Source organism: Kineococcus indalonis (assembly GCF_009906395.1).
GTDB classification, from domain to species: Bacteria; Actinomycetota; Actinomycetes; order Actinomycetales; family Kineococcaceae; genus Kineococcus; species Kineococcus indalonis.
Map to the genome: position 1 here is coordinate 1 of NZ_JAAALM010000005.1, position 13534 is coordinate 13534.

Below are 13534 nucleotides of genomic sequence, written 5' to 3' on the forward strand. Positions count from 1 at the left end.
CCCCCCCGCCTGCACCCCCCAGCTGGCCGCCGTGACCCACTGCCCGGCCGGGTCGGTGGTGTTCAGCACGCACGTGCCGCTGGCCCCGGTCCTCACGAACGGCAGTGCCCACTCCAGCCCCAGCCCGATGCGCTCCCCGGGCGAGCACAACCCGCCCGGGTCGAGTGTCGTGCGTCCGTGCGCGGCGACCTTGCGGGTCACCACCTGCGCGGGGGCGTCGGGGTCGGGCTTGAGCAGGGTGTCGGCGTGCACCAGCGCCGTACCCAGCGCCAACCCGATGGACAGCACCGTCCAGCCCAGCAGCCAGGCCAGGGTCCAGGAGGTCTTGTACCCGTACCCGGTCAGCCACTTGGACCACCACATCAGGTGGTAGCGCACCCGGCGCCACGGCTGGCGCCAGAGCTTCCAGCGCGGTCCCGGGGGGCGCAGGATGCGCCGGCGGCGGTCGTCCTGCTGGGCGATGAGGATCTTCTTGGCGTCCCGCTCGTGCCCGACGGCGCGGTGGGCGGCGGCCAGGTGCTGCCAGGGCTGGGCGGCGTAGCCGGTGGTGTGCTTCGCCAGCAGCTGCAGCCACTGATCGACACCTGACTGATCGACATCTGTCTTCGCACCCCTGGTCACCCGGCCGGTACCCAGGGGCAGGCCGCGGTAGGTCAGCCCGCCCAGCGCCAGCCACCGCGCCGGGGTGCCCGCCGCGGCGAAAGAGGGGGAGAGGAACAGATTGCCCGTCACGGTGGCGGCCTGCAGCCACACCACCGGCGCCGGCGCCTGCTCCGGCGCAGAGGACGACGAGGAGGGCGGTGGTGCGGCCGGCACTGGGGACCAGGAGACGGACCCTGGAGGGCTGAGCCGCAGCTGCCCGCCGATCCTCGCCCCGCGCAGGCGCACCACGCCGTTTTCGCCGGCGCCGGTGAAGGTGCCCATCAGGCCGGCGTCGCTGCCGGTGCTCAGCCCGTCGGCGGCCAGGGCGGGACCGGTCTGATTGGTGAGGATGCCCTCGGTACAGGTCAGCTGCCCGCCGATCTTGGCCCCGGTCAGGCCAACTGCGCCGGCTTCCCCATCACCGGTGAACTTCCCATCCAGGAAGGCATGGCCGTCGGTGCTCAGCGTGTCGGCGTGCAGGGCCGGGCCGGTCTGATTGGTGAGGGTGCCGCCGGTGCAGTCCAGCTGCCCGCCGATCTTCGCCCCCAGCAGGCGCACCGCGCCGTCCTCGCCGGCACCGGTGAAGGTGCCCATCAGACCGGCACTGCCGCCGGTGCTCAGCGTGTCGGCGTGCAGGGCCGGGCCGGTCTGATTGGTGAGGGTGCCGCCGGTGCAGTCCAGCTGCCCGCCGACCCTCGCCCCTGGCAGGCGGACCGCGCCGTCCTTACCGGCGCCGGTGAACGTACCCCGCAAGAAGGCGTCGCCGCCGGTGCCCAGCCCGTCGGCGGCCAGGGCCGGGCCGGTCTCGTTGGTGAGGGTGCCCCCGGTGCAGTCCAACGGCCCGCCGATGCTCGCTTCCGCTAGGCGCACCGCGCCGTCCTCGCCGGCGCCGCTCAACGTACCTTGCAGGAAAACACCGCCGCCGGTGCTCATCCCGTACCCGTCCAGGGCAAAACCAGAGACATTGGCGACAGTTCCGTCTTCGCAGTCCAGGTGGCCGCCGATGCTGGCGCTGAGCAGGACGATCGCACCGCGTGGGCTGTCGCCGGCGATGTCGCACTGCAGGCGCAGGTCGTGGGCGAGCTTGAGGCCGCCGGCATCCAGCGCGGGCTGCTCCGGGTCGGTGCAGCGCACGGTGGTGCCATCGGTCAGGTGCAGGGTGTGCAAGGAAGCGCGGGCGGCGCTCAGTCCCTCAGTCAGGTGGCAGTCGATCAGCACCAGCGGCAACGGGCTGGTGAGCTCGTCTAGGTCTAGGCGCTGGTGCAGGTGCGCGCCGGTCAGGCGCAGCCCGTGCGGGTCGATCTCGGCGAAGGGAAGGACCCGCCCCAACATGATCATGCGGATGAGGGTGGCGCGCACGTGCCCACGCCCTCCGGTGCGCCCGTCGGGGCCGGGCTGGTCGGGGCCGTCGTCGTGGACATCGGCCACCTCGCCGGTAATCAAGCTGGCGATTAGGCGCCGCTCGGCGGGGCTGAGCGGGCCCAGCCTCAGGCGCTGCTCGAGCTCCACATCGAGGACAACCCCATCCGCAGGCGACGCGTCATTCTCCACGAATCGACGGTAGCCACCTGCGGTGGCTTAAGTACAGCAATCGAAGTAAGTGACAAAATATAATGTGCTCACGCGAAGAGCGTATCAGGGTTAGCAAGGATTATTGCTCTGCTATGTAACTTGCGCGCCGCTGCACGCACCCCTGCATCGACGAGCAGCGACTGCAATGTTAAGCGCAAGCGCTACTTCCATACTCGTCAACGACCAGGTGGGCATCGCCGTGGATAGCGAAAGCAGCGTCAGCGCCTACACCTCCATCGGCTGACGACGCAGCAGCCGTCGAGTTGAGCGTCCAGCTGCTCGACGGGGAAGCTGGCGGCATGACGCAGGCGGAGGCGGTGCACTCCTGGTGGGCCGATGCGGACCAGACCACCCGCAACCGCGCGCTGTGCCTGCGTGAGGACGACCTCCTGCCCGCGGACATGCAGCAGGGGCCGGCGATGGCCGGGGTGACCGTGGTGCCGATCGGCCGCTCCCCCGTCGACGGCGAGCCGGAGGGCTACGAGAGACCGACGGTGGTGTGCAGGCTGCTGCAGCGGACACGGGAGCTGTACTAAGCGGACAGCAGTGGCCGCCCCCAGCTGCCCGCCAAGCATCTCGAGCACCTGCGCGGCCGATAGAGCAGCAGCAAGCGCTGGCACCTGCTGCGCGGGGACGTGCGTCGGGCGATGCTGGGCCGCGGCCCGCCACTGCCGGATGCCGACGTCGCCGCCGGTGATCCGGCCGCCTGATGAACGCAGTACGCCTCACGCCGTGCGCACGTCGCTGTCCCGCCTCCGTCGTGCGCGCGGCGCAGCCGTGCCGGCGGCGATGCCCGACCAGGTCGCCGGCACCTTGCTCATAGAGCCTCCGGCGGCACGCCTGCTCGCTAGGGTGCCGGTGATTGCTTGGAGGCAACTATGAGACTGGGACGTGTGCTCGGTGGCGTGGCCGCCGCCGTGGCTTCATTGGTGCTGGCGGTGCCGGCGCAGGCCGACCCTCGAGTCGGCGGGGAGATCGGGGTGCGCTACGACGCCTTGGGCGGGGAAGCCGGTCTACTCGGTGCTCCGCGCTCGCCGGAGATCCGCACCCCCAACGGCAAGGGCGCCTACGTCGCCTTCGACCGCGGCTCCATCTACTGGTCCCCGTGGACGGGCGCGTGGGAGACGCACGGGGAGATTCGCGCCGGCTGGGGCCGGCTGGGGTGGGAGAACGGCTACTTGGGCTTCCCCATCACCAACGAGGTCACCACCCCGAACGGGCGCGGCGCCTACAACGCCTTCGAGGGCGGCTCGATCTACTTCTCCCCCGCCACCGGAGCGCATGCGGTGCGCGGCTTGATCCGCGACGCGTACGCCTGGGCCGGCTGGGAGAACGGCCGCCTGGGCTTTCCCACCACCAGCCAGATCCCCACCCCCAACGGACGCGGCGCCTACAACGTCTTCCAGGGCGGCTCGATCTACTGGGGACCGGGCATCGGCGCGCACGTGGTGTGGGGCGCCATCCGCGACGCGTGGGCAGCCACCGGCTGGGAGAGCGGACAGCTGGGCTTCCCCACCTCCAGCGAGTTCGACATCCCCGGCGGCAAGCGCGTCAACTTCGAGCGCGGCTTCATCGAGTGGAGCGCGGGCACCGGAGCACGAGTCAACCGCACCATCACCGACTCCGGAATCCCGGGCTGCCCCGTACCGCACCAGACGGCCTCCATCTCGCAGGCCGCGCAGTGCTTCGTAAGCGGCTGGGAGCAGGACAGCCCAGACGTCAGCGCGGACTACGCCTCGATGCGGGCAACCAGCGAGATGTGGGGCGTCGAGGACGATCCTGGCTGGCGGTTCAACTTCTCCAGCTGCGAGCGTTCAGACTTCAGCGGTTACGTGGAGTCCACCGCGGGCATGGAGTGCTACTTCTCTTACGACCGCCTCTACGGGCCCTACGAGTCTTCCTACCTGGTGCTGGGCATGGCCGAGCGCCTGGACGGCTGGTTCGTGGAGGACGTGGAGTTCATCGCCGTGTGACGCGCACCGAAGCTGTCTGGCGGCAGCTGCTGCAGTGAGGGCTTCGCGGGGTCATCCCGCGAAGCCCTCACTGCGTGTGCGCGCTCACGCGTGCGGTGGTCATCTTCATGAACGCCTCCTCCAGGGACGCCTGCACCGTCACGAGCTCGCTGAGGACGACGCTCCTGTCCTGGGCGGCCTGCCCAATCTCCACTGCGGTCACCCCCTGAACGATCAGGGCCCCGGCGGACGCGGGCGGTCCGGCGGTGAGTGCTGCGGGGTGACCCGCTGCCCGCCGGTGCGCTACGAGCTGCTCGAGCGCCTCGCGCAGCTGCGCGGCTTGCGGGGAGGCGACGCGCACGCCGCTGGGGGTTTGCGCGAGGAAGTCGCTCATGCTCTCGTCGGCCAGCAGCCGGCCGCCGGCGACGACGATGAGGTGGTCGGCGGTCAGGGCCATCTCGCTCATCAGGTGCGAGGAGAGGAAGACGGTGCGGCCCTGTGCGGCCATCTGCTGCAGCAGCTCGCGCATCCACACGATGCCGTCGGGGTCCAGGCCGTTGAGGGGCTCGTCGAGCATCACGCCGGCTGGATCCCCCAGCAGGGCTGCGGCCAGGCCCAGGCGCTGGCCCATGCCCATGGAGAAGGCGCCGACGCGGCGCTCGGCGGCGTCGGCCAGCCCGACGAGCTCGAGGACCGTGTCGACCTGGCGGGCCGGCAGGCCGTTGGTGGCGGCCAGGACCTGCAGGTGCCGGCGCGCGGTGCGTCCGGGGTGCATGGCTTTGGCCTCCAGCAGCACTCCCAGCGCCGACATCGGCTGGGGGTGCTCGGTGAAGGGCCGGCCGGCGACGAGGGCGTGCCCGGCGCTGGGTGCCTCCAGGCCGGCGATCATCCGCATGGTGGTGGACTTGCCGGCGCCGTTGGGGCCGAGGAAGCCGGTGACCGCGCCCGGGCGCACGCTGAAGGTGAGCTCGTCCACGGCGACGACGTCGTGGTGGGCGGCGCGGTAGACCTTGCGCAGGCCTGCGACTTCGATCACCGGAAGCTCCTGAGCGTGGACCGGGCGGACGCGGTGGAGCGGGCAGGCTCGGTCGTCCGGGTGGACAGCAGGGCACCGAGCAGCAGGGCCCCGATGCCGGGCAGGGCCCACGCCAGGGCCGGCCCCAGCTGCACGTGCAGCTGGGCGAGCAGCGAGTCCAGCAGTGCCGCCACCCCGGCCGCCGGCAGCACCGCAGCCAGCAGCTGCGCCGGCGGACGCGAGCGCACTGAGGTGCCAGCGGGGTGCTCGATGCGCACGAGCAGGACGAGCAGGACCAGCCAGGCGGTCAGCAGGGCCGCGGCGAGCGCTGCCCCGCCGGGCAGCGCGCAGGCGAGCGCCGCCCAGGCCGCGGCGCAGGCGACCTCGGCCAGGACGTAGCGCGCGGGCACCGCCGCGCGGCAGCTGCGGCAGCGCGCGCGCAGCAGCAGCCAGCTGGCGACGGGTACGAGCTCGAGCGGGCGCAGCCGGCGCTGGCAGCTGTCGCAGTGCGAGGGCTCAGCCAGCGACAGGCCAGCGGGCAGGCGGGCGGCCACCAGGGCGGCGAAGCTGGCCGCCACGGCCCCCAGCAGGCCCGCGAGCAGGCCGGCGGGCACAGCGGTGCTGCTCTCATCGATCATGGCGGCGGTGGTCGTCACGCTGCTCCCGGGTGGCAGGTCGGTGATGGGTCGGTGGGCGTCAGCCGACGGTGACGAGGATCTGGCGCTCGCCCATGGCCAGCGCCGTGTTCGAGGTCGCGTCCAACGTCGTCGAGCCGGTGGCGGCGCCGGCCCAGGTGACGTCGTAGGTGGCGGTCGCCGTGATCGTGTACTCCTGGTTCGGCTCGTGCGCGGAGGTCTTGCTGTAGCGGTGCCCGCAGGTGGGCGAGTCACGGTCGCCGAAGGACGCCTGGTACGGCAGGCCCGGGCTCTCGCAGCGCACCACCGCGCCGTCGCCCATGTCGAAGTCGATGCTGGACAGCTGCGCGGTGGCGGTCACCGTCACCCCGGCGATGGAGGCGGTGGCGCTGATGGGCTGCCACTGCGCCTGCGGGGTCCACAGCCACACCGGCAGGCCGATGAAGCCGAACCCGCCCGGCTCGGGCTTGGGCACCAGCTGCACGTCCGGGGCCTGGATCTGCAGGCGCGCCACGGCCAGCGCAGCCACCTGCGCCGGGTCGATGACCACCGGTGCAGGAGCGGCGCCGGGCGCAGCAGCAGCCGGCGGGGTGTACGGCAGTCCGGTGAAGAAGTCGGTGCCGTCGTCGGCGATCAGGCACGAGTACCCCGGCACCGTGGAGCACTCCACCGTGCGCACCCGCTGTCCGGTCGGGTCGTCGGGGATGGTCGGCGGCTTGCGCTGCCCCACCGGCTGGGTGGTCTTGCGTCCCCCGGTGCCGTTGCCGGTGCCGGTACTCGGCCTGGAGGAGCCGGCGTTGCCGGGCGTGCTGACCACGACTCTGCACTGACCCTTTTCGCACACCACACTGCCGCCGGCGGGGGCAGCGGCGTGACCGGCGGGGGCGAGCGTGAGCCCCGCCGTCAAGGCGAGCGAGGCGGCGGCCAGTACCTGTCGCGCCCGGGTCAGCACGTCGTCTCGTAGTCGACGTCCTCGCTGCGCACCTTCCAGACGCCACCGGTGCGCTCGACGGTGATCGTGGCCGGGGACCGCGTGATGATCTCGGTCTTGCCCGGAGCCGGGGCGCGCACGCTCTGCCCGGTGGCGTTGTCGACGAGGTCCGTACCGCTGGTGTCCAGGCAGATCTGCTGCACGACCTGCCCGTAGGCGGGGTCGCCGGCGGTGGCCGGGTCCTTGGAGGGCACGAACTCCTGGGAGATCAAGGAGGCGACCGAGTCGCCGGTCTGGTGCTGCGCGGAGCTTGCGAGGCCTTCAACCCACCTCACCACCGAGTCGACCTCCGCCGGCCACGCCGCGGCCGCCATGTCGACAGCCTCGAGGCTCGCGGACTGCGAGGCGCGGTCGAAGGCGGCGTAGTAGTCCTGCGTGGCCTGCCAGGAGGCGTCCATCGCGGCCTGGCTGGCGGCCGCATCCACGGTGGCGGCAGCACTCGGGGCCACCGTGGGCTCCTGGTCGCGGCCGGTGACGAGGAAGCCGACCACGGCCACGAGGAGCAGCACCGCGAGCGCCGCGACAGCCCAGAGGAGGCCACGGCGGCCCGACCGCTTGACGGTCGGGCCGGGGGTGCCCTGCTGAGAGTCGGTCTCGTTGCTCAGTGCCATGGTGCGCAGCTCCTCTAACGGGTGGTCCCGAGTCTGCTCACGGCCGGTGGTGGTGTCCATCTCGATCGGTCCTCTCCCTGTGCATCTGGGGGTGCGCGTCACTGGGCGCTCGCGCGGGCTGCGGGCCCCTGCAGGAGCTCGCCGAGCAGCTGGGTCGTCTCGGGCTCCAGGTCGTCGTCGTTGCTCTCGCTGAGGCGCTCGGCGTGCTCGGCGAGCGCGTCGTGGTCGCCCAGCAGGTAGTCCGCGCGCAGCGTCGCGCGCCACAGGACCTGCGAGCCCGGCTCGGCCAGGCGCCCGATGGCCGATGCCTCACGGGCGAGCTCGGGGTTGCCGGAGGCCAGGGCCCGCTCGGCCACCTCGAAGGCGACGTCGACGATGGTGCTGACGATCTCCTGGTGCAGGCCCTCGGACCAGGTGTAGCGGCGCGGGTCGATGCCGCTGAACGGCGCGCCGCGCACCAGGCGCAGGGCCTTGACCTTCGAGGCGGTGGAGCGGTCGGCGGCGAGCTCGCTGAAGACGTGCCAGTCGGTGCGCACCGCCGGGTGCAGGTGGTAGCGGAAGCCGGTCGACTCGGAGAACTTGGGGATGTAGTCGTCGCCGTTCTCGTCGGTGCCCAGCAGCTTGCGGATGGCCCAGGACCACTTGTTGCGGGTGGCGGTGGCGATGGGCCTGTTCGGGGAGAGCTTGGCGTCCACGCCTCGGTGGTCCAAGCCGGGGAAGAAGGCCAGCAGGATCGCCAGTTCGAGCCCTCGGCCCAGCCTGCCGCGGTCGTCGGGCACCTGGCCGTGGGTGTTGATGACGTCGACGGTGCCCAGCACCCGCAGCAGCGGCGGGTGCAGGCGCTGCACCGTGGCTCCGGGCGCGTCCTCACCGAGGTCACTGGCCGGGGCCAGCACCGCGCTCGAGAGGTCAGCGCTCGAGGGGTCAGCGCTCGCGGGGTCAGCGCTCGCGGGGTCAGCGCTCGCGGGGTCAGCGTCGGCTAGGTGCGTCGTCCCGGCCCCCTGCTGCCTCTGGGTGGACTCCGTGACCTCCTGGCCGTGGGCAGTGACGTCACCGAAGACGTCCTGCTCAACGTCCTGCTCGGTGCCGGCAGGCAGTGGTGCGGGCGCTGCTGCCTCGTGGCCGGTGGGTGATGCGCTGACGTGGGCGGGGATCTCGCGCAGGTTGATGCTGGCGTGCGGAAGGTCGCTGTAGAAGTCCGCGCGGGGCAGCACGATGACGGGGGGAAGGTCGTCCACGTGGCGCTCGGCCGGCATCGCGTCGACCTCTTCGTCCGTGGAGCTGGCCGTGGTGGCGCGCAGCAGGTTGAGGATGCTGGCGTACTCGGCGTCGTCGATGCGCTGGGGCACGATGCGCAGCGACAACTCCTCCAGCGTCGCAGTGCCGGAGCCTTCGATCTCGCTGCTCACCTCCTCGCTCGCCTCACCCGCCGCGGGGTCGAGGTTGAAGGCCGGGTCGTCGAGCGTCAGCGTCCAGCTGTCGATGTCGGCAGCGGCACCGGCGGTGACGGCTGCGATGCCCAGGCGCGGGTGCTCGTTGAGCACCCGGTCCAGTCGGTCGCGCTGCTCGTCGCTGATCGGCGTGGCCAGCAGCACGATCTCCGGTGCCGCGGCCTCGGTGGCCACGTGCTGACCGCGAGCCTGCGCCACGTCCTGGACGCCCTCGCGCTGCAACAGCTGCGCGGTGGAACGGCTGTGCCCTTCCAGGTCCCGCAGCAGCTCCTCGACATCGCGCAGGTGCCGCACCCGCAGCGACCCCAACGCCTCCGGGAGCTCCTCGCAGCAGTCGACCAGGGTCACGCGCAGGTCGTCAGCCCACGTGCTGGTGGCCAGCTCGACCGCGAGCGCTCGCAGGACCTGCTCGCTGCGCCTGGCGTCCCCGTTGATGCTGATGGCGACCAGCTGCTCGAGGTCGAGCAGGACGTGGGTGCCCTCGAGGTCCTGGCCGATGACAACGAGGCTCGGGTAGGGCGCGGGCACCTGGGCCACCAGGTCCGCGTCCACGGCCGTGCCGTCGCTGCGCTGCGGCACGTAGAGCGCGTCGGGGTCCTCCGGGTCGCACGCCAGCGCCCAGACGGTGGGGTCTCCCGTGGCCCTCCACGGCGCCGGCAGCTGCGTGGGCTCGGCCAGGTGCAGCTGGAAGCGGTCCGCGGCCAGGCGTGCGAGGTTCAGCGCCGGCAGCGGCCGGTCGTTCTCGTGCAGCCACAGCGCCAGCCCGCGCAGTGCGGTGTCGACCTGCTGCACGGCGTGCGGGTTCTCCACGGCGCGCAGCTCCAGCTCGGTGATCTCATCCTGCGGGCTGGGCATGGCGATGCGCTGGCCCGGTCGGCGGCGACGCTGCTGACGTGCTCGCCGTGCTGCCAGCAAGCTCAGCACACCGGCCGCCAGGAGGGCACCGACTCCGCCGACGGTGCGAAGGGGCCAGGCGGCCTCCTCGGCCGGGTCGGTCGTGGACGCGGCGCCGCTGGCTGCCGTCACAGGCGCCGACGTCGTTGCTCCCGTGGTGGGTGCTGGAGCCGAGGCGGTTGCTTGCGGTGCTGTCGGCGATCCTGGCGCGTTCGCGGCCGTGGAGCTCGAAGGCTGCGGAGTGGTGGTGGATGCGCTGGAGGGCGCCGCGCTCGAGGGCGCAGGCGCCGCCGGAGCAGGCGCCGCCGGAGCAGGCGCCGCCGGAGCAGGCGCCGCCGGAGCAGGCGCCGCCGGAGCAGGCGCCGCCGGAGCAGGCGCCGCCGGAGCAGGCGCCGCCGGAGCAGGCGCCGCCGGCGTGTCGGCGGTGGTGTCGGCGGTGGTGTCGGCGGTGGTGTCGGCGGCCGCGAGCGTCCACCCGGGCAAGATCACGTTGGGGTCCTGCAGGCGCGCTCCGCCGGGCTGCTGGAGGCCGCGGGAGTGCTCGACGATCTGCTCGGCGAGGTCAGCGACCTCCTGGTCGCTCGCGCCGGGCCCGGCCATCTCGTCGGCGATCGACCACAAGCTCTCCCCCGCCGCCACGACTCTGGAGCCACCGGCCGGGGCGACCTTGGCGCCCGCGTCGGCCGGCAGCTCGAGGACCCAACCGGGGCGCAGCCAGTGGCTGTCGTCGAGGTGGTCGCCGTCGGGCTGCACGCGGGCGCTGTTCAGCGCGGCGAGCTCGCTGTACCGGTTGCCGTCACCCAAGTGCGCCTCCGCCACCGACCACAGGCTGTCGCCAGGCTGCACCGTGTAGAGGACGGGTTCTGCCTTGGGCGTGCGTGCCGTGGAAGTTGCCGAGGTCGTGCCCGCGGTGGTCGGCGTGGACGCCTGAACCGGCGCGACGCTGACCGAGGACTGCGCACGTGCTGCGCCCGCAGCACTGGGGCGGCGGCCGCCGCGACGCTGGCCGGCGCGAGGAAGAGAAGCGTGATGGCTCCGATGAGGCCTGCGGTGAACTGCTGCTGCACGCTGAAGGCCGCGCCCAGTCGAGGCGCGGGCCGGTGCCTGGCGAAGGCGATGACCTCGACGACGATGGAGATGAACAGGCTCGCCCATCCCAACCAGCCGACGACGGCGAGGGTCTGGAGGAAGACACCGCCGTCGATGTCCGGCTCGCTGAGGACCCGTTGCATCGCCGTCCAGGACACGTCCTCGGGCAGCGGGTTGCCCGCGAACACGACCAGCGCGACGGGCGCACCGACCACCAGCAGGACAACTGCCACCGCAGCCAGGAGCGCGCGCGTGTAGACGCCCCGTCGGGTTGCCGGTGCGGGCGCGGTCACCGGGACGTTGCGCAGCTGGGTCATGGCGTCTCCTCGGTGATGCCGTTCGCGGCCCGGGCAGTGGCGTGGCCTTCGACTGCTTGTGGCCCGACTCCGACCATGGTCAGCAGCACGGGCGTCCACTGCACCCTCGTTGTCACAGTAACGGTCTCCCCCGTGACAGCGGCGGATCCGTTCATCCCCGCCGCGGCGAGGTAGCGGTTCGCCGCGGCCGCTGCGGGGGCTGGGTCGATGGGGGTGGACCGTCCGCTGGTCAGGATCGCTGTGCCGACGTTCAGCTCCTGCCCCGCTGCTCGTGCGGCTTCCGCGGCCGCCAGGTCGGCTTGCTGGGTGGCCTGCACCTTGGCCGCACCGTCGTAGGCCAGCCCGATGACAGCGAGCAGGGCCACGGCGATGACGGCGACGAACAGTGACAGGTTTCCCTCGTCGGCGCGCTCAACCCGACAGCCGCGGCAGGTCCCGTCGCCGGACCCGCCCTCGGTGAGAACGGCCGGGTGAGCATCGGGCTCGGTGAACGTCACGGTCAGCGCTCCCGGATGGTGTCGAGCGGGGAGACCCAGGTAGCGGTGACGACCTTGGTGCCCGGCAACCCGGGCAGGGCGATGTCACCCAGGGCCACGGGGCAGGTGACGGTGGCTGAGACGTTGGCGTCGGTTCCCACCGCGGTGGAGAAGGCGGCGGTGTCGATGCTCACCTGGGCGCCTGTGCACCGCAGTCCTTGCCGGGCCAGCGTGCTCAGGGCACCGCTGCGCGCGCTGGTGGCGGCGGCTGCGGCGCTGCGAGCCAGCGAGGCCTGGCGGGCGGCGTCGGCGGCGGCCTGGTTCCCGTCGGTCCCCCCACCGCCGGCACCACCTACGGCGCCTTCGCCGCCTGCACCGGCGACGGGAGCCTCGGCCTGGACCTGGCCGGCACCGCGGTCACCGTCGCCTGCGACGGGCAAGGTCACCGCGTCGGTGACCTCACCCCCACTGCCGATACCGCCACCTTTTCAGTCACTGACCCCCACGGAGGCCCCTCGCAGTGGGGCGTGGCCGTCACCACCAGCTGAGGCAGCCCGATCCACCGTCTCCCGCACGCCCCCCGCTCGACCCCGCAGGGTGCGGCGGCGGCCCTCCCCGCCGCTGCCACGACTCCAAGGTCATCCCGCGTTGAGCGTGCGGTCTGCGCCAGCAGCGACAGCCGTACAGCGCTCTGCCCCCGTGCTGGGCGACCCGCCAGGACGCAGATGCCTCGTTCCCCCGCACACCGAGGCCCTCGATGACACCATGATCAGAACGCCCATCGTGGGCCCCGCCCCGGGTGGGTCCCGGACCGCACCGCGAGAGGTCGTCGATGAGCGAGGACGAGCACCGCAGCCGCTGGGCCGGCACCGCCCGCACCGCAGTCGCCGGCACCGTGCTGGGCGCGGTCGGCGGAGCCGTCACCGGAACCTCGACCCTGCTGGGCGATGCGGCGTTCTCCACCGGCGCCGCCGCACTCTTCGGCGGCGGCTTCGGTGCCGTCCTCGGCGCGCTCTTCGGCGCGGGCAGCGGCGCCGTCGGTGGGTGCCTGGCCGTGCACCTGGCGCGCCGCCACGCCCTGCTCGCGCGAGTGGTCCTGGCGCTGTGCACCGGTGTCCTGATCGGTGTGGCGGCGAGGTGGAGCCTGCCCCCGGGCACGCACCTGCTGCAGCGGGGCGTCCTGGCCGGCGGGGTGGCCGCTGCAGCGGCCTGGCTCAGCGCACCGTGGTGCTGTCGTCCGCTGCGCCTGCCCACCTCGTCAGCCTCGTGAGGAGTTCACGGTCATGGCGCGAGCCGCGCTGCTTGACGACCTCGCGAGACACGTCGTCCCCCTACGGGGTCTCAGCTCCTGCCCCGGCCAGCTCAGGAAGCAGGCGGCGTGGTCGTAGGGCACCCCGACCCGTAGGCGTGCAGCGGATCAGCAGCCGCCGGCCCCGACAGCCACGGCACTCCATCGACGAGGACCTGCGCGGTGCTTGAGGGCAGAGGAACGACCAGTTGGCCCGGCACCTCCATGTAGGCCACGTTCGTGACGCTGCCTGCATCGTCGACGTCGACGCGCACCGTCGATGCGGGCGGGTGCTCGACGGACTCCCCGACACACATGACCATGCTGACGGCGGCCGTGACCGCGGGGCTGGGCTGCGGGGTCGCCGCGCCACGGCTCGAGGCGGGGGACGAAGGCGACGGCCTCGGGGGCTGAGCGTCTCCGGAGCATCCGGCTCCTGCCAGGAGGACTGCAGCCATCACAACGGTCAGGCAGCAGGATCGCGCGGTGATCACACGTCAGTGAAGCAGGAGCACGACCTCTCGGGGACGGGACCCAGGAGACCATCAGGCTGCACGGCTCCACCACCGCACGGTCATGGCGCCCATCGCGAGCTCTTGCT

The 13534-nt window shown here is 72.5% G+C and carries 12 protein-coding genes; 3 read left to right on the forward strand and 9 right to left on the reverse strand.

Annotation, left to right across the window (positions count from 1 at the left end; translation table 11 throughout):
- Window positions 1-2193: hypothetical protein (locus GTR00_RS00620; protein WP_166609735.1), on the reverse strand; the 2193-nt coding region annotated here is incomplete at its 3' end.
- Between the two features lie 284 nt (window positions 2194-2477).
- Between GTR00_RS00620 and GTR00_RS00625 the strand changes: the two genes are divergently transcribed.
- Together GTR00_RS00625 and GTR00_RS00630 are read left to right on the forward strand one after the other, a co-directional pair.
- Window positions 2478-2750, forward strand: coding sequence for a hypothetical protein (locus GTR00_RS00625; protein ID WP_240899122.1), 273 nt, complete (start codon window positions 2478-2480; stop codon window positions 2748-2750).
- Window positions 2751-3092: 342 nt separating this feature from the next.
- The gene (locus tag GTR00_RS00630; protein ID WP_166609737.1) at window positions 3093-4187 is read left to right on the forward strand and encodes an LGFP repeat-containing protein; all 1095 of its coding nucleotides are present in this window, start codon (window positions 3093-3095) and stop codon (window positions 4185-4187) included.
- A 67-nt stretch (window positions 4188-4254) separates the two neighbouring features.
- Here GTR00_RS00630 and GTR00_RS00635 read toward each other — a convergent pair whose 3' ends face one another.
- The 8 genes from GTR00_RS00635 to GTR00_RS00675 form a co-directional block, all read right to left on the reverse strand.
- Window positions 4255-5202 carry an ABC transporter ATP-binding protein gene (locus GTR00_RS00635; protein WP_166609738.1) on the reverse strand — a complete coding sequence of 316 codons (948 nt, stop codon included), beginning with the start codon at window positions 5200-5202 and terminating at the stop codon, window positions 4255-4257.
- Window positions 5199-5837: a prepilin peptidase gene (locus GTR00_RS00640; protein ID WP_166609739.1), complete on the reverse strand. Its 639-nt coding sequence runs from the start codon at window positions 5835-5837 to the stop codon at window positions 5199-5201. Before GTR00_RS00640 ends, GTR00_RS00635 begins: the two co-directional genes overlap by 4 nt.
- Before the next feature lie 40 nt (window positions 5838-5877).
- A complete protein-coding gene (locus GTR00_RS00645; RefSeq protein WP_166609740.1) occupies window positions 5878-6633 on the reverse strand; it encodes a hypothetical protein in 756 nt (251 codons plus the stop codon).
- Between the two features lie 128 nt (window positions 6634-6761).
- Window positions 6762-7418, reverse strand: a complete 657-nt coding sequence (locus GTR00_RS00650; RefSeq protein WP_166609741.1) for a hypothetical protein — start codon at window positions 7416-7418, stop codon at window positions 6762-6764.
- Between the two features lie 98 nt (window positions 7419-7516).
- Complete coding sequence (locus GTR00_RS00655; RefSeq protein WP_166609734.1) at window positions 7517-9724, reverse strand: bacterial transcriptional activator domain-containing protein; 2208 nt, start codon at window positions 9722-9724, stop codon at window positions 7517-7519.
- 803 nt (window positions 9725-10527) lie between these two features.
- A complete protein-coding gene (locus tag GTR00_RS00665) occupies window positions 10528-11169 on the reverse strand; it encodes a hypothetical protein (RefSeq protein WP_166609742.1) in 642 nt (213 codons plus the stop codon).
- Entirely contained in the window at window positions 11166-11666 is a 501-nt protein-coding gene (locus GTR00_RS00670) for a hypothetical protein (RefSeq protein ID WP_166609743.1), read from the reverse strand. Before GTR00_RS00670 ends, GTR00_RS00665 begins: the two co-directional genes overlap by 4 nt.
- A gap of 2 nt (window positions 11667-11668) precedes the next feature.
- Window positions 11669-11839 (reverse strand): hypothetical protein, encoded by a 171-nt coding sequence (locus GTR00_RS00675; RefSeq protein WP_166609744.1) that lies wholly within the window; start codon window positions 11837-11839, stop codon window positions 11669-11671.
- A 638-nt stretch (window positions 11840-12477) separates the two neighbouring features.
- Between GTR00_RS00675 and GTR00_RS00680 the strand changes: the two genes are divergently transcribed.
- Window positions 12478-12915: a hypothetical protein gene (locus GTR00_RS00680; RefSeq protein WP_166609745.1), complete on the forward strand. Its 438-nt coding sequence runs from the start codon at window positions 12478-12480 to the stop codon at window positions 12913-12915.
- The last annotated feature ends 619 nt before the right edge of the window (window positions 12916-13534 follow it).